Source organism: Oscillatoria sp. FACHB-1406 (genome assembly GCF_014698145.1).
Lineage (GTDB): Bacteria > Cyanobacteriota > Cyanobacteriia > Cyanobacteriales > Spirulinaceae > FACHB-1406.
The window spans coordinates 199,094-220,499 of the sequence record NZ_JACJSM010000002.1 but is presented as its reverse complement, the minus strand read 5'-3'; the positions used below and the strand labels follow the sequence as shown (position 1 = coordinate 220,499).

Annotated in this window: 13 protein-coding genes; all 13 read right to left on the bottom strand. The window is 51.3% G+C overall.

Annotated elements, in window-relative coordinates:
- Positions 1-15: 15 nt before the first annotated feature.
- Positions 16-3,987 carry an adenylate/guanylate cyclase domain-containing protein gene (locus H6G50_RS03560; protein ID WP_190713357.1) on the bottom strand — a complete coding sequence of 1,324 codons (3,972 nt, stop codon included), beginning with the start codon at positions 3,985-3,987 and terminating at the stop codon, positions 16-18.
- Between the two features lie 13 nt (positions 3,988-4,000).
- Complete coding sequence (locus tag H6G50_RS03555) at positions 4,001-5,647, bottom strand: acetolactate synthase large subunit (RefSeq protein ID WP_190713355.1); 1,647 nt, start codon at positions 5,645-5,647, stop codon at positions 4,001-4,003.
- 230 nt (positions 5,648-5,877) lie between these two features.
- Entirely contained in the window at positions 5,878-7,242 is a 1,365-nt protein-coding gene (locus H6G50_RS03550; protein WP_190713353.1) for an NAD-dependent succinate-semialdehyde dehydrogenase, read from the bottom strand.
- Positions 7,243-7,393: 151 nt separating this feature from the next.
- On the bottom strand, positions 7,394-8,260 hold the full coding sequence (locus H6G50_RS03545; protein WP_190713351.1) for a hypothetical protein: 867 nt from the start codon (positions 8,258-8,260) through the stop codon (positions 7,394-7,396).
- Between the two features lie 158 nt (positions 8,261-8,418).
- A complete protein-coding gene (locus H6G50_RS03540) occupies positions 8,419-8,790 on the bottom strand; it encodes a gamma-glutamylcyclotransferase family protein (protein ID WP_190713350.1) in 372 nt (123 codons plus the stop codon).
- 147 nt (positions 8,791-8,937) lie between these two features.
- Positions 8,938-9,459 carry a CPBP family intramembrane glutamic endopeptidase gene (locus H6G50_RS03535; protein WP_190713607.1) on the bottom strand — a complete coding sequence of 174 codons (522 nt, stop codon included), beginning with the start codon at positions 9,457-9,459 and terminating at the stop codon, positions 8,938-8,940.
- A gap of 65 nt (positions 9,460-9,524) precedes the next feature.
- Positions 9,525-10,580, bottom strand: a complete 1,056-nt coding sequence (locus tag H6G50_RS03530; protein ID WP_190713348.1) for a DUF3326 domain-containing protein — start codon at positions 10,578-10,580, stop codon at positions 9,525-9,527.
- A complete protein-coding gene (locus H6G50_RS03525; RefSeq protein WP_190713346.1) occupies positions 10,577-10,774 on the bottom strand; it encodes a hypothetical protein in 198 nt (65 codons plus the stop codon). The genes H6G50_RS03530 and H6G50_RS03525 overlap by 4 nt, the downstream gene beginning before the upstream one ends.
- Positions 10,775-10,853: 79 nt before the next feature.
- Positions 10,854-16,271: a CHAT domain-containing protein gene (locus tag H6G50_RS03520; protein ID WP_190713344.1), complete on the bottom strand. Its 5,418-nt coding sequence runs from the start codon at positions 16,269-16,271 to the stop codon at positions 10,854-10,856.
- Positions 16,272-16,781: 510 nt separating this feature from the next.
- On the bottom strand, positions 16,782-17,834 hold the full coding sequence (gene cobW / locus H6G50_RS03515) for a cobalamin biosynthesis protein CobW (RefSeq protein WP_190713342.1): 1,053 nt from the start codon (positions 17,832-17,834) through the stop codon (positions 16,782-16,784).
- Positions 17,835-18,114: 280 nt separating this feature from the next.
- On the bottom strand, positions 18,115-18,480 hold the full coding sequence (locus H6G50_RS03510; RefSeq protein ID WP_190713340.1) for a four helix bundle protein: 366 nt from the start codon (positions 18,478-18,480) through the stop codon (positions 18,115-18,117).
- Positions 18,481-18,575: 95 nt separating this feature from the next.
- Entirely contained in the window at positions 18,576-20,219 is a 1,644-nt protein-coding gene (locus H6G50_RS03505) for an N-acetylmuramoyl-L-alanine amidase (protein WP_190713338.1), read from the bottom strand.
- A gap of 129 nt (positions 20,220-20,348) precedes the next feature.
- The gene (locus H6G50_RS03500; RefSeq protein ID WP_190713336.1) at positions 20,349-21,335 is read right to left on the bottom strand and encodes an N-acetylmuramoyl-L-alanine amidase; all 987 of its coding nucleotides are present in this window, start codon (positions 21,333-21,335) and stop codon (positions 20,349-20,351) included.
- Positions 21,336-21,406 lie beyond the last annotated feature (71 nt).

Genomic DNA, 21,406 nt, shown 5'->3' with positions numbered 1-21,406 from the left:
CTTTAACTTTTGCTATCACCTTTGAGAGGGATCGGGCGGTTCGCGTTTTCCGGTCAGCCAATAGGTGGTCATTTCGCCGCGCCCTTTGACTTCAATCTCGCCGCGTTTGATAAAGATAAATCGATCCTTTAAACGTTCGTAAAGTTCCGCCGTAACTTGAATTCTTCCGGGTTTTCCCTGAGATTCCATTCTCGAGGCGACGTTAACGGCATCACCCCAGAGATCGTAACTAAATTTTTTAATGCCAATCACGCCTGCAACAACCGAACCGAGGTTAATCCCGATTCGCAACTGAAGCAATTCGCCGCTTTCGGTATGGAAGTCTTGCATCACTTCTTGCATGGCGAGGGCCATTTCCGCAATCCGGCGAGGGTTGGCTTCTGCTGCCTTCTCTTGAGGTCGCGGCAAGCCACTAACAACCATGTAAGCATCGCCAATGGTCTTAATTTTCTCTAAGCCGTAGCGGTCGGCTAACTTATCGAAGGCGGAGAATACACCGTTAAGCAAATTTACTAACTGGATGGGGGACATTTGCGCCGAAAGGGGGGTAAAACCGACAATATCGGCAAAGAGGATGGCGACATCATCGAATTGTTGGGCGATCGCGCCGGTTGCTTGCTTCAACTGGTCGGCAATGCTGCGCGGTAAAATGTTGAGCAGTAGGCGCTCGGACTGTTGTTTAGCGAGGCGCATGGCAGCTTCAGCTTGTTGGCGCTTGCTCTCGGCTTCGGCTTGGGCAAAACCGATCGCGATCGTTTCGCTCACCAGCGTCAGCAGGCGAATTTCTTCTTTTGTCCAAACGCGGTGCGATCGTGCGCTCTCCAAACCGATACAGCCGACCACTTTCCCCAAATACACCATCGGCACGTTAATCAACGATTGGACGGCGTTCCGGTGGAGGATTTGGCATTCAGCCGCCGCTTCTGGGGGTAGATCGGCGATCGAGGGGATTTGTACGACTTCGCCATTCAACAGAGGTGCATACAACCCCTGACAGGGGGCGAGGGGTACGTTTTGCAGTTCGGCTTTGAGCGATCGCACCCCCGCCCGACACCATTCGTGAGTATTGGTCAGTACCGTGCGATCGTCGGAGTAGCGCATCACATAGCTGCGATCGGCATCAGTATGACCTCCGAGGGCAGCCAAGGCGAATTGAATGGCAGCATTAACATCGCGATCGATAAACGTCCGCGAAATCTGCCCCAAAAGGCGATCGCTCTGCGCCCGTTCCTGAATCGCCTGTTCGACTTGCTTGCGTTCGGTCACATCCTTGTGGGTTCCCGTCATCCGCAGGGGTTTCCCGGCGCGATCGCGCTCGAACACCTTCCCGTGGGACAAAATCCAGCGCCACTCTCCCGATTTCGCCTTCATGCGGAATTCTTCTTGAAATATCGGGATTTCAGCATCCAAGTGACTGCCCAAGGCTTCCCAAACCGCCGGAAAATCATCGGGATGAACGAGTTGTTCCCAAAACGAGATGCTGTCATCAATCTCATCAACCTCGTAGCCGAGAATCGCCTTCCATTCCGGACTTAAATAAATCTGATTGTTGGCGACGTGCCAGTCCCAAATCCCCAAGGCGCTGCCTTCAAGGGCAAGTTGCAAGCGTTCCTCTCCCAAGCGCAAAGCTTCTTCCGTTTGCTTGCGATTGGTAATATCTCGCGCCACCAAGATTGCCGTATCGTCGGTCATGGGGGAAATTGTCTCTGCTAGCCAAACCTCTTGCCCCCCAATGGGCAAACTGTATTCGATATTCAGCGTTTTGCGAGTCGAGAGACTACTCTTAATGCTGCTCAAAATCAAATCGGCTTGCTCCAAGGGCAAGTCTTCATGTAGCATTCGTCCCAGTAGGGCTTCCGGCTTTTTGTACCAATTCGGCGAATTAGTCGGCGCAACCTTAAGACAACAGCCCGAAGCGTCTCGCACCAATACGACATCAGTCATCGCTGCAAACAGCGCCCGCAATTCGGCTTCGGCTTTTTTCTGTTGCAGCACCGTTCCCAGTTGCGCGGCGATCGCAGCGACCAACTGACTCATACGCTCGTCTTGGGGACGCGATTCGACGGTAAAAAAGATCAGCACGGCCAGCACTAAAGCGCTCGAACCGCGCGAGGATAGGGAGGCAAACAGCGCTTCCTTCTGCGCATTAGCTGCGAGATTCTCATCTTGGGAACTTTTAGACTCCAACTGCCAATCGCTGCTGACTGAGATCGGCACGCCGAAAGCCGATTGCAACCCGCACTCCCTAGCGAGTTCCAGCCGCAAAAAGGCATCGTCCGCCGTGCTGAAATCGGTCATCCATTGGGGGGTTCCCGCAATCCAGATTTGCCCCGGCAGTCCTTGATGGCGCACGAAAGTCAGGACTTCGCTGTAGTTGCGGAAGCGATCGAGGTTGCTGGCTAAGGTCGGATCGATGCCGACGGGCGGACGATACCAACTGGAACTGCACTCGATCGCGGTTCCGTCGGCGGCGGGAACCCAGGCTTCGCCGTAGACCCAGCCGGTGGTCTGACAGACTTGGCTGAGGGTAACGGCCAGAGCGCTGTCGAAGTCGGGGGCGGCGCTAATGGCGCGGCCGATATCGAGCAGTAGGCGCACTTCATCTTCGGCTTGCTTGCGGGCGGTGATATCGCGGGCGACGAAGATAGCGGTTTTGTCGGAGAGGGGGGAAATTTTCGCGGAGAACCAGGTCGGGCGGTTGTTGACGAGGATGCTATATTCAATGGTTTGAGTCGTTTGGGTGGCGAGCGATCGCGCGATCGCTTCGAGTTCCATCGCCGCCGTTTCGGGAGAAAGATGTTCTAACTCGCTGCTGGCTAACGCTTCTGGGTTGTTGCTCTTGGCAGCGTTGCGACCGCTAGTAACGGTTTTTAAGCATCTACCGTTTTTATCGTAGACTCGAATCGAGTCGTCCATTGCTGAAAACAACCCGCGCAGTTCGGCTTCGGTCTGCTTTTGCTGCATGACTTTGCCCAATTGCGTCGCCACTGAGGAAATTAATTCAGCCAAGCGTTCGTTTTCTTGAATCGAGAAACGAGCGGAGGACTCCAGCAAAAAAAACACGAGAACCGCGAGAACCCGCCCGGGTTCGTAATATTTCTGAGTGACGATGGGGGGGACGACAATGGGGACGGCGAGGGCGGATTTAATCCCGCACAGTTGCGCTTCGCGAGCGCGCAGGTAGTGGTTTTTACCTTCTCGGGCAATGTTTTCAACATACTCGGGTTCGCCGCCCGCCCAAACTCGCCCGATGATGCCTTCGTGGGGTTTGCGGACTTGTTTCTGGCGGCGGTAGCGGAAGCGCGCGAGCGCTTGCTGCATTTCTCCTTCGAGTTCTGTAGCATTGCAGTACCAAGCTGGACTGCATTCAAGGGCAGTGCCATCAAGACTGGGGATCCAGGCTTCGCCGTAACTCCAGCCGCTTACCTGACAGACTCGCTCTAGAGCGACGGCTAGAGCGCTCTCGAAGTCGGGCGTGCTGCTAATTTCTTGGGTAACGGTTAATAAAAGCTGAGTCTCTTCTTCGGCGCGCTGGCGTTCTTGGATTTCCTGCTGGAGTTGGGCGTTTTGTTCGCTTAGTTGTTTGGAGAGCGATCGCAACTTGAGTTGGTTGTCGATGCGGGCGATGACTTCTTCCATCTGGAAGGGTTTGGAAATATAGTCGGCCCCTCCCACTTGAAAGGCTTTGACTTTATCGACCGCATCATTGAGGGCGCTGATGAAAATCACCGGGATTTCGCGGGTGCGTTCGTCGGCTTGCAGTTGCTTGCAAACTTCGTAGCCATCTAGCTCTGGCATCATAATGTCGAGCAAGATCAAGTCCGGCGGTTTGGCTTTGGCTGCTTGAATCGCGATCGCGCCGTTGGTGACGCTGCGAACTTTATAACCGCGCTGGACGAGCATTCCATCTAAAACGCGCAGATTGACGGGGTTATCGTCAACTGCGATAATATCTACTCTCGGTTCGTCCACTCGATCTTGCTTCATTATCGGGCTGCACTTAGATCCGGCAACTCAATTCTCCTGCCTTTTGGGAGAAGCGCAAGTTTTCGCGATAATCGACGGGACAGTCGATGACCGCTGGAACTTCTTGAGCTAACGCTTCTTTCAAGACGGGGATTAAATCTGCTGCCGACTCGACGCGGTAGCCTTTTAACCCCATGCTTTCGGCAAATTTTACAAAGTCGGGATTGCTGAAGCCGCAGAACGAAGTTTTGCCGAATTGATTGATTTGTTTCCATTCGATCAATCCATAGGCATTATCGTTAAAAATTAGCGTTACAAAGGGCGTACCGACGCGCAACGCTGTTTCTAATTCCTGGGCATTCATCATAAATCCACCATCGCCCGTTACAGCGACGACTTTGCGATCGCGATTCACCAATTTTGCCGCTAGCGCGCCGGGAATGGCAATACCCATCGCCGCAAACCCGTTAGAAATAATACAGGTATTGGGGCGATCGCAGTGATAGTGACGCGCCATCCACATTTTATGCGCGCCGACATCGGAAATGACAATATCCTCCGGCCCCATCACTTGCCGCAAGTCGTAAATAATTTTCTGCGGTTTAATCGGAAATTCTGGGTCGTTGGCGTACCGTTCGTATTCTTCACGAATTTCGGCACGCAGTTCGACGGCGTGAGGACTCGGTTTGCCCTGGCGATCGCTCCGCCTTAAAATTTCATCCAGGGAGTCGGCAATGTCGCCGATGACTTCCACCGCTGGAATGTAACTGCTGTCAATCTCTGCTGGAGTGACCCCAATATGCACGATCTGAATTTGACCCCCGGGATTCCATTTTTTCGGGGAATATTCAATTAAATCGTAGCCGACTGCGATAACGAGATCGGCTTCCTCAAACGCACAAGTTACGAGATCTCGCTGCTGTAACCCCACCGTCCACAACGACAGCGGATGCGTGTACGGAATTACCCCTTTCCCCATAAATGTATTGACAACGGGCAGGTGCAAGGTCGTTGCAAATTCAGTCAACGCTTCGCTCGCTTCGGCTCGAATCGCCCCATTCCCGACTAAAATAATGGGATTTTTGGCTTTAGAGATCAGTTCGGCAGCCGCATTGCAACTGCGAAATGAAGCATAGCTTTTTTCGCGGGGATTTTTGAGCAAACTTTTCCCAATTACTGGCATCGCCGCAATATTCTCGGGCAAATCGATATGCACGGCCCCGGGTTTTTCGGCTTGAGCGAGTTTAAAGGCTTTTCGCACGATTTCGGGCGTATTGCTGGGACGGACGATTTGCGCGTTCCATTTGGTGACGGGAGCGAACATCGCCACTAAATCTAAATATTGGTGGGATTCAATGTGCATTCGGTCGGTTCCAACCTGCCCGGTAATCGCCACTAAGGGCGCGCCGTCTAAATTCGCATCAGCTACCCCAGTCATTAAGTTAGTCGCGCCGGGGCCGAGGGTGGACAAACAAACCCCCGCTTTGCCCGTTAAGCGTCCGTAAACATCAGCCATAAAAGCCGCCCCTTGTTCGTGACGGGTGGTGATGAATTGGATGGAAGATTCTTTTAGGGCTTCGAGAACGTGGAGATTTTCTTCTCCGGGAAGTCCAAAAACATATTCAACACCTTCATTTTCTAAGCATTGAACGAGTAACTCGGCTGTATTAAATTCACCCATATTGTTTAGAGAACCTGAAATACACAATTATGCCTTGAAATCTCTGAAAAGAATTATCTGCTCGCAATTCAATAAGCCTTGAAATGCAATCCGAGAGCAAGATAAATTTCGATTTTCCTGATGCTTTAAATTCGGTAATTCCTTAAATCTTAACTCGATCGATCTCGCTCTCTGTCAAGAAATAATGACATAGAACAGCAAGAATTGGTGGCTTAAGCCAGGAGAATCGATTAAGCGATCCAGATAGTTTTAATGTTAACAAATTCGCGAATCCCTGGTTGACCGAGTTCTCGTCCGTAACCGGAACGTTTGATGCCGCCAAAGGGCAATCGGGGATCGGATTTAACCATACCGTTGACAAAGACGGCTCCGGCTTCAATTTCTTCGATCGCGCGATCGCGTTCTTCGGCAACGTTCGTCCACACGCTCGCCCCCAAGCCAAAAGGAATGGCATTCGCCCGCGCGATCGCCTCCGCAAGATTTTTCACCCGAAACACCGAAGCAACCGGGCCGAAAAATTCTTCTTTTTCCGCTGGGGAACCTTCGGGAATTTCAGCCAGAATCGTAGGCGGGTAGTAGTTACCGGGACGATCTTGCAGTCGTTCGCCCCCAGTTAGCACTTTTGCACCCATTGCCACGCTTTTTTGCACATTTTCGTCAATTTCCTGCAAAATTGAAGGCGTGGCTAGCGGCCCGATATCGGTGTCTTCTGCCATCGGATCGCCGATTTTTAAGGCGTTGAATTTTTCAATAATTTTGGCTTCAAACGCATCGGCAATACTTTCGACAACGATGAAGCGTTTGGCGGCGATGCAAGATTGACCGTTATTGAGCATTCGGGCGGCGGTGGCGGTGGTGGCTGCCTTTTCGAGATCGGCGCTTTCTAAGACGATGAAGGGATCGCTACCGCCCAATTCGAGGACGGTTTTTTTGATTTGTTTTCCGGCGGCGGCGGCTAAACTAGCACCTGCGGGTTCGCTTCCGGTGAGGGTGGCGGCCATAACGCGATCGTCGTTAACGATCGCTTCAACGCGATCGCCGCCGACTAATAGGGTTTGAAAGGCCCCTTCTGGGAAACCGGCTTCTTTGAAGATCGTTTCTAAGGCGATCGCGCATTGAGGAACATTAGAAGCGTGTTTCAACAAACCGACGTTCCCCGCCATCAGCGCGGGCGCGGCAAAGCGACACACTTGCCAGAAGGGAAAGTTCCAGGGCATAACCGCGAGGATAATGCCCAAGGGTTGGTAGCGGATAAAACTGTTTCCGTCGCTGGGAACGGGCGTATCGGCGAGGAATTCGGCGGCGTTGTCGGCGTAGTAGCGGCAAACGAGGGCGCATTTTTCGACTTCTGCGATCGCGCCTTTTATCGGTTTGCCCATCTCCAGTACCATCAGTTCGGCATATTGACGGCGATCGCGTTCCAAAATCTCGGCGGCGGTTCGCAACCATTCGCTGCGCTGCGCTAAAGGAATTTTGCGATAGTTCTCAAAAGTCGCTTGCGCTAAGGCAATTTTTTCCTTGACTTCTGCCTCAGTTAATGCCTCAAAAGTTTTAATCGTTTCCCCCGTTGCCGGATTGATGGTGGCGATCGCCATACCTTAGCTCTCCCTCTTCGCTAAGCGGAATGCAATTTGAAAGCGAGCTTCAATTTCTGTCTGTAGCGACTCGCTTCTCTCTATCTTTAAGTTTAATACAGGAAGTCGGTCGGACGCGGGGAAAGTTTCGCCCGAAAAAGGCCGATGAATTTTAAGGCTGGCAAGCAACCGCAACGGACTCGACTCTATCGGCTGCACCTAAAGCTATTTTCAGCCAGCACGTTTCCCCCCGAGGGCCGTAATATTCAATAAAACGTCCCTCTTCGCCGCGATCGAAAATTTCCGAAGCCCCGTAAATTTGACGAACCTCAGACAACGCCATCCCCGGACAAACACCGGCGGGAGTGCAATAGCGATCGCTCGTACTCTTGATATTAAATGCCCCCACTTTCCCCATATTGAATTCCAAACCGGAATATTCAAACCGAGGGCCATCGTAAGGATCTTCAGAAATGCGATCGGGCGCGCCAAGTTTGCGGCGAATGGTTGCTTCATTGTCCCCCAACCGAATACCGCCTAGCGATAATTCCTCAATCCCTATCTCTTTAGCTTCTTCCTCAGCCTTAACCGTCGCAATTTTCCACCCTTGCGCCGTACAACTTCCAACCCTACCTTGCGGGACTAATTGCGACCAACACCAATAATTTTCTCCATCAAAGATTACGCCTTCTTTAATCGAAGTTAACCCCCTGACATCCCGCCATTCCTTATAACCTTCTTCATCGTAATAGCGGAAGCGATCTCTCGAAACTTCTAAGCCCAGTCCCGTCGTGCCAATCCAATATAAACCTTCAGCAATTTGCCGCGAAGAAGAACTTTCTGGCTCGGAATTTCGGCGGGGTGCTTGCACTTGACTGACCTCTTCAACTCCCCCAGCAGTTTCACGATTTAGCTCCGACTTTTCTGGGGTTATTGACTGCACGCTCGGCGCACATCCGAGTAAAATTAAACCTAAGATCGCACTCACCCTGTTGACCAGACGAGCATTAGTCAAAAAATAATTTCCGTTTTTTTTCATCGTGCTTTTCTCAATCTTTAATTGGGATATAGCAATTTTCAATTGGATGAGGTATACCCAGCGGGCGAATCCCATTCGCCCCTACGGGGCGGCGTTTAATTTCGAGACGGGGCGACTCCAATTTTAATTAAGACTCTCTGGCTTAAGGCTAAGTTCCTCTAACGATCTTGCCAAGAACCGCTTGGAATTTTTGGGTATTGTTGGGCTTCTTTTTCCGGCCCAAAGTAAGTCCAGGTTTCTCGCCCGCTCGCTAACTGTACCCACTGGCGATAATAAAAGTTGGGATGTTCTTCTAATTCATCAATCGCGCCCAAATCAGTCAGCGGAACTCGATAGCATTTCCCGTACACCTTACCGCTACCGGGACGCAACATCGGATATGCTCCGCAATTAAACAGTTCTGCATTATCGATCGCATCGTCGGCAATTAAGCTAGAACGGGCTAAATAAAAATGATTGCATTCTCCCGGCAGGAGCGTCCCGTAGACGAAAATATCGATTGTTTCGCTCTCTCCGGCTTCACCTTGCATGATTTAATAATTCGTAATTCGTAATTCGTAATTCGTAATGCGTAGTTCGTAATTCGTAATTCGTAGTTCGTAATTCGTAATTCGTAATTCGTAATTCGTAATTCGTAATTAGAACCTCGGGGTTTGTAATTTGGGATTTACTTTTTTCTAGGCTGCTTTGTTATTCAATTTCCACAAACAACCCGAGAGAAAGTTAGTGAGAACGTGAGCGATAATCGGAACGAGTAAATTGCCGGTCAGGATAGCGCTAAACCCTAAAGTTAAACCGATCGCGGTTGCCCAAACTGCATAGGGCCATTGTTTCGTCCCACTCAGGTGCAGGATACCGAATAAAACACTAGAAAGAACCACGGCTACTGTATTCGCACCTAGTGCTGGCAGCATCACGCCGCGAAATAATAGTTCTTCGCTCATTCCCGGTAACAATCCCAGCCAAATATAATCGGGTAAAACCAGCGGTTTGAGGACTAATTCTAAATAATAATTAGCGCTGCGGCGGTAGTCCGCCCAAAACTGATAAAGCAAACCGCTCGAGATCGTAATGGCGAGGGCGAGTCCGACACCGATTAAAAAAGCTTTCGGGGAAAATTGCAGCGATAAGATTGAAATCGAGCCGAGATATTGCCACACTTTCGCCACCGTTAATAGCAATAAGGCTGTTGCTGCCATTGCAATCAAAACTTGGGGGCGCGTTAGCGGTTCGATATCGGGGCGATCGGAGTTTTCCACGGTTTTTAAGATAAACAATGCAAGGGGTAGATGTCAGGGCGCAGGATTTCGGGTTGAATTCCGGCGCGCTGGGCGACTAAAACGCCGATCGCTTCGAGGTAGGATCGAACGCGAGTGGCTTTGATAGCGAGGGGTTCGGGGGGAACCTGCATTCGCGTAACATTTTCTTCAACGGCGATAATGCGGCTGCGGCTGAGGCTGAGAACGGCACTACTGCCGCAGGCTTCGGCGGGAACGATAACAGCATCGACGCTTTCTGCCCAAATGCTGTCGGGCGATCGCGCGTTTTTGTCGGCAAGGAATTGCGGCGCGCGCGAAAGCCCCACGAGGACGCAGGGCAAGAAGGTGTAGCCGAGTTCTTCGGCGGCAGCACGGGGGGAAAGTTGGGGATCGAGGGGGAGGGGCGCGAGGGCGGGGGCGTGGGCGCAGGGAACGCGAAATTCGCGAACGATGAGGTGAGAGATGACGGCTTCTGCGCCCGCGATCGGATCGACACCCGAACCGTGGCGGTAGTTTTGCAGGGCGGGACTATCTACGTCTTCGTCGGGGAATCGCGCGACAACGGCGATCGCGTTGGCCCCGGCTTTCTCGATTAAGGTTTCGGCGGCGCGCAGCAAACTGTCGGGGTTGGATAGGGTTCCCCAGCTTGCACCAGAGGGCGAATTTCGCAACTCTACGCCTAGGGGAGCGTCGGTTAGGACAAAATCGGTCAAATGGATTCCTAACGTGGCTCTGGCGGCATCTGCGGCTTGGAGGTGGCGTTGGCGCAATTCGGGTTCGATCGCGCGGTCTAAAATCAGTCCCACTCGATTTTGATGGACGGGTTGCAGTCCCCAAGTTCCGGCGGCGAAGCGATCGATGCCGTAGCCTTCCACGTAATACAAGTTAGGCGCATTCCAATACAGTTGCGCGCCGTTGAGAACGTTGGGATGGGTAATGAGGCGATCGCACACCGACGCGATCGCGCGCGCGATCGGGATGGCATCGCCAGCATAACCGCCAAGGGCAGCACCAATCCCCGTCGGCACGATTAAAAGGGCAGTAAACGGACGCGAATTCACGCGGGCAGAGTTGATGGAGAATCTTCTTTTGTCACGATAGCTTCAACTCGTACTTTTTGAGCGTCGCTGTCAACATTCGTAACAGCCCAACGCAAGGGTTCGCCGCGCTTTTGCAATTCAGCTTCTATTTCTTGTTGCAGGGCGAGGGGATTTTCTTGCAGGTCGATTTCAGCGGTAATAAAGTGCGTTGTCATAACAATTAGTAGGGGATCCGAACTGGGGTTGGCGGTTTTCTCTGACTCTTTGTCGTTTTTGTCGCCTTCTTAATGCAGATTACCACGGACTGCCGATCGCGGTAAATGCGCTCCAGTAATAGGGATGGCGCAAATCGGGGACATTTTGACCGGCTAGCTCGGGTGCGAGCGATAATGTTTCTTTCGGCGTGACGAGTTGCCCGCCCTCCAAGCGGACTTCGCCCCGCAGCATCGCGAGTTGGGCTTGTCGCAAGGCTTCGGCTTTCGTCGGTACGACCCTTAATTGCTCGTAGAAAGCCGTCATTAAACCGAGGGTTCCGAGATCGCTGACCGACCACAGACTGCCCAGGGCGGATTTTACCCCCGCAGCGACGGCAAGACCGGCAAAACCTAATTCCGCAGATGAGTCGCCCAAGGCGGTTCGACAGGCACTTAAGACCAATAAATCGACGGGCGGATCGTTCCATCCCAAGGTTCGCAAGCGATCGAGGCTGAGTTTGGTATCCCACAACTGAATATAAGAATCCTTCGCTCGACCGGATTTAAACTCGCCGTGAGTTGCGAGGTGCATAATGCCGGAGGGCGAGTTCTGGCGCGCGGTCTGTAAGTTGCTGAGGGTAAAATCGCTGTTGAGGTAGGATTTAGTCGTGTTAAAGTTCGACGCGATCGCTTTTAATTCGGCTGGAACCGCAGGAAGCGCTGATTTATCCTGGAATTTCGAGGCTCCCATCGAGACAACCGATAAGCTTCTAGGATCGTTATAGCGCGTATCGGTGAGGGCAAAACTGGGCATCAAAGCAATGCTATAGCGTTCGATGAGGAACTGTTGACCGTCGTGTAAGGCTGCAATCGGGAGCGATCGCAAACCCGAATCGACGATAAAGACAATATTATCGGCGTTGCTGGCGCGCAACTTCTCCTGCACGGGGGCAATAATCCATTGAAAGAGTTGCTGGGCGGGCGCGAGATAAGCGGTGCGGCGCTGAGGGTTAGTGATAGCACGGTTTAACTCTCGCGTGGTGGCGAGAACTTGCCCTCGCGTTACCCCAACGTTGTAACGGAACGGTTGCCCCGAAGCGTTGACCAGTAACAGTTCTAAGCGATCGCTGTTGCGATCTGGCGTTCCGTCTTCGGCGGGGACAAAAACCGCATACATAACAGAAGAATGGGATCCCGTTGTCGTGTTGGCTTGTTGCAGAACGCTTTGTATCTGTCTGAGGTTCGTTTTGGGAACCTCGCTCAGTCCGAGATAATTAACGTATTCCTCGCTCAAGGCGCGATCGATCTTTTCTACACTATCTTGCGCGGCGATTTGCGGGTCGATCGCGACGAGTTTCGCCCCGTCCAATGTAGCTTCCTCAACAGCCGGTTTATCCGGTTCGTCGATGACGGGTGTGTCTGGACTCGGGTCGAGCTTGTCTTGGACGATAGCATCTTGGATCGGACTGTCGCTTGTCGGCTTATCCACCATTTGAAGCGGTGTTCCTTGAGGAGTGCCTACCGGATCGGGTGGTGTAGGTGGCGTGGGTGGTGTAGGTGGCGTAGGCGGAGGTTCCGGTACGCTAAAAATGCCGATGTTTCCCTGCTCGAGGGTATACAAAAACTCTTGTCCCGAGTCAATGCGGTTATTCACGCTACCGATCGCACCCGCAGTACCATTAACGCCTGCATCGCCAACTTTAAAAGGAGTTATCCCTTGTCCGCCGTGGCGAAGCGCGATCGCGCCGTCACCTTGACCGCCAAAGGTGGAAATGCTGGCGATTGTACCATCGCGCGCCGTAAAGCTGTCTGTCGCGCGGAAGTTACTCTCCGTCGCAATCCTCACCGTACCGCCGTTAGTGCCGCCCGCAGCGTTAATCCAACTCACCTGAATATCGCCGAGCGGATCCAAGCTGACGTTACCGCCTTTTCCTGCCGTCCCGCTGCTGTCGATCTGTCCGGTCGTAATACTGGTGCGAGCATGAACCGTAACATCCCCTCCATTATTACCGCCCGTACCGATCAAATTGCCCGCGTTAATCGCTCCATTACTACTTTTTAATGAGAGTGCGCCGCCATCTGCCGCTGCACTGCTGGTGTCAACATTGCCCGTATTAATGTCGCTGGCTGCATTTAGGGCGACTGCACCGCCTCCGGTTTGCCCTGTTGCGGTTAAGTCGCTGCTATTAACAGTGCCTCCCGTACTCGTGGCTTCAATCTTGCCCCCTTGTCCCGCCGCACTGCTGGTATCAACATTGCCCGTATTCAGGTCGCTGGCTGCATTGAGGGTGACTGCACCGCCGCCGGTTTGCCCTGTTGCGGTTAAGTCGCTGCTATTAACAGTGCCTCCCGTACTCGTGGCTTCAATCTTGCCCGCATTCCCGCCCGCACTACTGGTATCAATATTCGCCGTATTTAGGTCGCTGGCTGCATTTAGGGTGACTGCACCGCCTCCGGTTTGCCCCGTTGCAGTTATGTTACCGTTGCTGGTAATGCTTCCCGCCGCGATCGTCGTAATGTCTCCGCCGCTTCCTGCCGCGCTGCTGGTATCCACATTGCTCGTCTGGATATTGCTGGCTGCATTTAAGGTTACTACACCGCCCCCGGTTTGACCTGTTGCGGTAAGATTTCCGGTAGCAATGCTGCCTCCCGTGCTGGTAGCATCGATCTTGCCGCCTTGTCCCGCGGCGCTGCTGGTTTGAATGTCGCTGGTGCTAATATCTGTTGCGGCTTGCAGGGTGATGTTGCCGCCGCTACTGCTCGAACGGGTATCGAGAATGCCCCCTGTCGTGTCGATCGCGCCGCTACTAATCATCGTAATATCCCGACCGGCATTCGTGATATTTCCCGTCGTAATATCGGAACCCGTCAGCTTTATCGTTGCGTTATCGCTACCCGTTAATGTTCCTAGGATGGTGTTAATGCTGCTGCCTTGCAACAATACGGGATCTAAAAACTTGACATCACCGGCCAGCCAGATTATGTTGCTGCTGTCTCCGATCGCGATCTGATTGAAACCATTCAATGCCCCTAACGTACTGGCTGATAAATTCAGTCCCGTTGCCGTGACAAAAGTGCCTAGCCCGATTTCGCCTCCCGGCGAGAGCGAACTAAAGGTCAGATTTTGCCCGGAACCGGATACTGTTCCTCCAAACGCGATCGCGTTGCCGCTTAACTTTAAACTATTGGTAATGGCGACATTCCCGCCATACGTTTGACTGCTTGCGGTAACGTCGCCCCCCAGTTGCGTCGTTCCCGTACTGTTAATTGCGATCGCTTTTAAAGCCGCATTGCTTCCCACCGCACCGCTTAAGGTTACGTCGCCGTTCCCCGCATTGACGGTAAGGCTATCTGCACCCGCCGCAGTTCCGTTAATCGTTCCGTTAAATGCAACTGCACCACTCCCCGTTGTTCCCGTTGTATCGATGGTGGTATTCCCGGAGATAACTGTCGCGCCGTTTAATGTGACGTTGCCGCCATTATCTCTTCCCGTTGCGGTAATATTTCCTGTCGCGATCGAGCCGTTCGCACTTGAAACTGAGACTGCACCCGCCGAACCCGAGTTACTGGCAGAATCCGTACTCGAATTGAGGGACTGAGTGCTGACATTGCCTCCTGCCGCGATCGTAATTGCTCCCCCCGTCGCGCCCCCACTATTATTGTTAAAATATCCAGCATTGGTCGCTATTTTTCCCGTCGTTATTGTACCGCTTGCGGATAAGTCTACCGTTCCCGCAGAGCCGGAATTCTGGGCTGCTACAGTATTCGTCGAAATGTCTCCGGTTAAAATATTGCCGTTCGCTGCCGTTAAGCTGAGACTTCCCCCATCCTGATTATTTCCAGTATTTCCCAAATAAATACTGCCGACGGTAACATTCGCACCGCTAATTATCAGAGTGTCGCCTGGGGCTGTAATCGATTGGGTGGTATCCATCGAAAAATCGCCCGCGCCCGAACTATCCGCATCCGCCGTGAAGGTAATCCTCCGTACTTGGTTGCTAGAGGCGAAATTGAGCGATACCCCTGAATCGACGGTAATATTATTCTGCGCTTCTAAAAGAATGTTTCCACTGATATTCGTCAGCGTTGATGTACCGATCGTAAAACTTCCCGGTAAGCCATCTCCTGCTAAAATTTCCCGATCTGAGAGTTGCACGTCGTCAGCACCGGCTCCAGCTTGAATTAAAATATTCTCCGGGTCGAACAGCAGCGTCCCAGTTGTCCCGACATCGGCATTCCCTTGGAAAACCAAGCTATCTTTCCCGGAAATTTCCGCAAATCCTCCCAAGGCTTGCAGGGTTCCATAAAATCCCGTCAGTTCGTTCCCCCAGACGATAATACGCCCGCCGTTGCCATCAACCGCAGGATTCGCGGTTAGAGTTGAATCGGCACTCACGAGGGTTCGCGACGCATTCGGGACGGTTCCGCGTCCTTGGTAGTCGCCGCCAATCCGAATGTTACCGCCGTTGAGTCCGGAGGCGTTGAGGTTGCCGGAAATTACCCCAACTTTATCGCCAAAGGCATTAATCGTGCCGCCCGTTCCCGCAGCAGAGGCGACATTTAAATTCCCCGATACAACCGTTGTTCCCGCCGTTGTGGGAATATCGGTTCCCGATGCTTGTAATTTGACGCTGCCGTCATTCCCCACAACTAAACCTGTTTCAACGTTGCTTCCGGCGAGCAGTTGCGGCAAATCGAGGGCAGTGAAGGGTAAAATATTGCCGTTATTGTCCCGCGCTGGTTGAATTTCTAGGCTCAATAAGCTGCCGGTTTGGGAGAGTTTGACGGTGCTGCTGCCGGGAACGGCGGTTAGGGTAATGCTTCCTCCCGGTGCGGTCATCGTGCCGGTATTGACGGCGGTTCCCCCTAATAAGGTTAGGTTTTTTCCGTCGGCAACGGCTAAGTTACCGGCGTTGACAATTGCGCCCGGTTGTGCTAAGTCGAAGGCGAATTGTCCGGGGTTGCCGTTGAGGGTTTGATAGTTGTTGCTGCCGGTGGCGTTAAACCAAGCGTTGTTACCAAAGCCAATTCCCGATGCGGTTGTGGCGAAAAAGTCAGCGGGAACATTTAAGCTTGCACCTTGGCCGAAGATAATGCCAGCGGGATTCATTAAGTAGAGGTTAGAATTACCGCCGGTGACTTGAATTAAACCGTTAATAATAGAAGCGTCGCCGCCCACCACGCGACCTAAGATATTTTGGATTTGGGGGTTGGAGAGGAAGTTGGCGGTTTGGTTGGCATCTAAGCCGAATTTCTGGAAACTTTGGAAGAGGTTCGCGCCGTCGCCGGAAAGCGTACCGCCGCTAATGTCGATGCGATCGCCATTCACATTAACTTGGGTATTCACTCCATCCGTAGCGGGTACAATGGATTGCGCGATCGCTCTAGGAGCCAGTAAAGTCGAGGAACCTAGAGCAAAAGTTGCGATCGCAAGCCCAACTAGCACTCCGGGCTGGGAAGCACCGCAGGCAGAAGTGGAGGGTGGGGAAATCGTTTTTCCTTCTTGTGCGGATGTCATGGGTCGAAAAGGTGAGCCGTAGTCATTTAAGAATAATCATGTCTTGTAGGAATAGCGCGCACCGCCCGAGGGATTACCTAGCTATTCCCCAATACTTAAGTGCTGGCAGACTACCCCCAACGAAATAATCCTGCGGACAGAAATTTAGAGTTATCTAAGCCCCCTATATAAATCGCTGTCAGCGATCGCTAAATTTCTGCTTGTTATGGAGTTAGTTTAACCAAATATTTAAGTCTTGCCCTCCGAGGAGCGCAACTATAAGTATCATTTGCTACTTAAAAAATAAAATGACTACAGGAATTATCCGTGGAAAGCCTAATAAACCGTATTTTCGGTTAAATGTGCTGTGGTTTTCACGGTTCGTCGCTCCTAAGCACGAGCAATCTTTCGCTAAGGCTTTGCCTAACTCGCTCGATCGGATTTACTTTCTTACCAACGACCTTTAAGAAAAGTTTAGACCCGATCGCGCGCCGCTCGGAGGGACGAACGCTCTAAGTTTCAATTGCCCGCTTAACGCAGTACGCTTGTCCCCTCTAATAATCGGTTTTCAATGTTGTCTGCGTCGAGTTCTCGTCCAATCAATACCAACCGAGTTTGTCGCGGCTCGCCTTCTGCCCACAAGCGATCGTAAAATGAATCGAACCGGGTTCCGACTCCTTGCACCACTAAGCGCATGGGCTTATTGGCAACATTCACAAAGCCTTTAATGCGATAGATTTCGCAGTCTCGGACGAGATGCTCGAGGGTAGCGATTAAAGTTTTAGGATCGATCGCGCGATCGCAGCTAAACTGAACGGAGTTAATCCCGTCGTCGTGGTCGTGTTCCTCTTCGGTATCGTGATGAGAAGGGCGACTGTCGAGATTATCTTCCACCGCTGCATTAAAACCGAGGAGAACTTCGGGATTAATTTCGCCGTCCTTGCAGGTTACAACTTTCACTCCCGGGCGCAACTCTTGTTGTAATTTGAGTTTAACCCGCGCGATCGCCTCCTCATCTAACAAATCCATCTTCGTCAACAGTACCAAATCCGCACAAGCCAACTGATCCTCAAATAACTCCTCCAACGGCGTTTCGTGTTCCAAACTCTCATCAGCTTGACGTTGCGCCTCCAACGCCGCCACATCGCTTGTAAACGTCCCCTCCGCAAGCGCGCAAGCATCCACCACCGTCACCACGCCATCTACCGTTGCCCCATTGCGAATTTCCGGCCAGCGAAACGCCTGTACTAAAGGCTTGGGCAGTGCCAAACCCGAAGTTTCAATAACAATACAATCGAGTTTATCGCGGCGCTCCAACAGCGTTTGCATCGTCGGAAAAAACTCTTCTTGAACCGTGCAGCACAAACAACCATTAGTGAGTTCGACAATATTACTCGTCGGACTGTCTTCCTCGTCGCACACCTGACAAGACCGTAACAAATCGCCATCGATTCCAACTTCGCCAAATTCATTGACGAGAACGGCAACTTTTCTGCCGCGATTGTTTTGTAAAAGATGGCGAATGAGAGTTGTTTTACCAGCACCGAGAAAGCCGGTAATAACAGTAACAGGAATTTTGAACATAATAGATAATGGACAAGGGATAATTGATAACGAAGAGGGGGTAATTGATAATGGACAATGGACAACGAAAAGGGAATTAATCGATCGCGAAGAAGCTTAGCTCTATCGTAGGGTGGGCAGCGCCCACCAGCTTTAATTCAGCCAGCCCAGTAGGGTGGGCAGCGCCCACCAGCTTTAATTCAGTGCCATATGACAATAGATAATTGATGTCGAATTTGCTGGAATTTTTAGTGTCATTGACAATGGATAACGAAGTTGATTATGGTTCCTATGGAATGTTCTAAGACTCCATAGCCCTATTTTCTTTAGCTTTTTTGACAATCGATGTTATCAGTTTGAGCAGTTCAGTAAGGTCAGAGGAAATGGATTGAAAGCTTCGATCGTTCATGTAACTCGATTGATGGAGAAGTTCTAACCAATACTCAGTTTCATGAGCTTCTTTCAGAGCGATCGCAAACTTGTGAATAAAGTCCGCTTTACTTTCGGCTTGTTCGGCTTCTCGCACCAAAGCACCGATAGCCGTGCCGCTTTTAAGAACTTGTTTGCTTAAAACGTACTCCTTCTTTTCTTCAGTTAAATACTGGTAAAGCTTAACACTTCTCATCGCAAAGGCAAAAGACTTCTCTTTTACAACACTTTTCCCCATTCCCTAGCTCTCACTCCTCCCTATAGTTCGCCCCATTCATTATCCATTGTCCATTATTCCCGCTTCGTTATCCATTATCAATTATCCATTATCAATTACGCACCACCCCAGCGCGCGCGAAAAGGTCGAATATCGAGGTGTAAAAGATTGGGATAATGTTCGTAAATTCCCATTCCTCCCGGCCAATCTTCTAGAACGGCTGCCATTTGTTTTCCGCTCATTCCCGATCGCAAAATATCCACGGCTTGCCCGACTTTGTGGCGAGAATTAGGCGCGCCACCCGCTTGAGAATTCCAGGGTTCCGGGCGATACCAACTCGTGACGACAAGCGGAAACCCGCCCAAGCGATCGCGGACTTGCTCGAGACGGGTAGCTAGCGCGATAATACTATCGACTTCAGCCTTAGTTTTAGGGATGCGTTCGCCATTTTGGAGAGCATCGCGCCAGTAGAAATGTCCGTTAGGAACGATAGGATTATTGAGATAAAAGATGCTGGCAAATCCGGGCAGGTTGAAGGCGTTAGCGCGATCGTTAACTTGAGGTTTCTCGTCGTCTGCTTCAATTTCTAAGGGCTTACCATCTTGCCAAATTGCAATATGTTCGGTGAAAACATACCAAATATTAAACCCCTTAAAGGTGCGATCGCGCAACGAAACTTTAATATGATTTCCTTGCTCCTCCCAACTGTACAGCGTCAATTCAGAACCCGCCGGAATCGGCTGTTTGAGATTATCGTCCTTAATATCGTCACTGGGGAGCGGTTGTTGTTTTAGGATCGTATCTTTAAGCACTTTCAGCACTAAATTGCTTTGCGATGCACCCGTCAAACGCCCCCAAGTTGTCTGCCCGACTAAGCCATCTACGTCCAAATTTTGCTGGCGCTGATAAACTTTCGCCGCTTCTGCCGTTTTCGCACCGTAATCGCCGTCAATTGTAGTGCTGAAGCGAAATTGAACGTAGCGAACTGCCGCTCCCTGAGCGTGGTTGGGGCGCAAGGTAGGAAGCGCTAAAATTTCGTCTAATAAATTCCAGGTTAGTGCCGTTGCTCGGTTGCCTAAATTAACCCCCATAATTTCATGAAATTTGAGGGTTGCTGCTTCGGTTGCGGGGCTTATTTTACCATCTTCAACCAGCGCTTTACTTTGCGCATCGCGAATCTGCAAGCGATTCAAAGCTTGCTGCAATTCCAAGACCAAATTATCTTCCTTTGGCTTTTCTTCCGTTGGCAGTTTTCCGGTCAATCCCTTGACAATCGCATTCGCCATCGCCGTTGTATTGAATAGCTTCATATCTTTCTCTGAATCAATGAAGCAACATTCAATTAAAATCCCAGCCATCGATGTATTTTTAACGACGTACAAATGGGAACCATCTTTCACGCCGCGATTGGTAAATCCAAGGGCAATAATGTTCTCTAAAACAGGTTGGGCGATGCGGCGACCGGCATCGCTGACTGCATAAACTTCCGTACCATTCGCCGAATTGTTATAGGCGTTAAAGTGAATGGAAACATAGAGATCGACGCGGGCAGAATTCGCTTTTTGGACTCGCTGTCGAAGTGAATCCATGACACTACTGGCACTGGTAGGGTTGCAGTTAACAACTTCATGACCGAGGGCTTGTAATTGACTGCTCACTAGCGTACCGACTTGCTTAGTCAGGTCGTCTTCTTTACCAAACTTAGAAGATGCTCCGGTATCGGGCGGAGCATTATGTCCCATGTCAATGCCAAATTTCATGCGATTCACTCCTAATGATTTCTATCCCATGTGAGTCCGATGACAAAACCTCAGTTTTGAGCTTTGCAACGAAAGAGTAAGGCTTTCAACTTGCGAAAGCAGCAGATTTTAGGCTCCGTCCAACTCCCATTATCCAATTAATTTTGACCAACTTTGAGAGCCGATGATGCCATCTGCGGTCAAGTTATAGCGACTCTGGAATTGAGACACGGCGCGAGCGGTCATATCTCCGTAAACGCCGTCAATCGAAGTTCCCAGACGAAATTGCACGTAGCGAACGGCTTTTCCGGTGGCGTGATTGGGGCGTAAAATCGGCTTTAAAAAGATTTCATCGATCGCTTTCCAAGTTTCGGCTCCCGCTCGTCCTGGTAGACTAATCGCCATTGCAGAATGAAATTTGCTGGTTGCCGATTCCGTTGCTGCATCTATCGTGCCATCTTCAACCAGGGCTTTGCCGTTGCTATCCTTGACTTGAAGGCGGTTAAGCGCTTTTTGCAGCTTGAGGACTTGCGGATCTGCCTTGGGAGCGGGAGGCGCAGGAGGGGGGGGAGGCGTAACATTACCGGAACTCGTTCCGCCTGACGAACCAGAACTTGCAGTCGGGTCTTGTCCGGTTAATCCCCGAACGATCGCATTCGCCATTTTTTCGGCATCGAAGAGCGCCATATCTCGCTGCGAGTCGATGAAGCAGCATTCGATTAAGATGGCGGGCATATTGCTGTTTTTAAGCACGTAGAGGTGGGAACCATCCTTTACGCCGCGATTGTAAAAGCCCAGACGCACGATATTGTCGAGGACGGGTTGAGCGATTCTTCTCGCTCCGGAACTAATTGCAAAGACTTCTGTACCGTTAGCGCTCCGGTTGAAGGAGTTAAAGTGAATAGAGACGTAGTAATCAACGCGATTAGCATTGGCAACTTGACAGCGTTTGTCGAGGGAATCGACAACGCTGCTCGCCCACTTCGGGGTACAGTTAATCGCAATGTGACCCAGGCTGGTGAGTTTGGCGATGACGCGAGTGCCAACGGCAAGCGTTAAGTTATCTTCTTTAGCAATGCCAACCGCTCCGGTATCGGGGGGAGCGTTGTGTCCCATATCGATTCCAAATTTTCCCATAGGTCAAAATATTAAGTGAAATTTAGGGTTGCTGGGTCAATTTTGGCATACTCCGATCCTGAAAGAGAGCG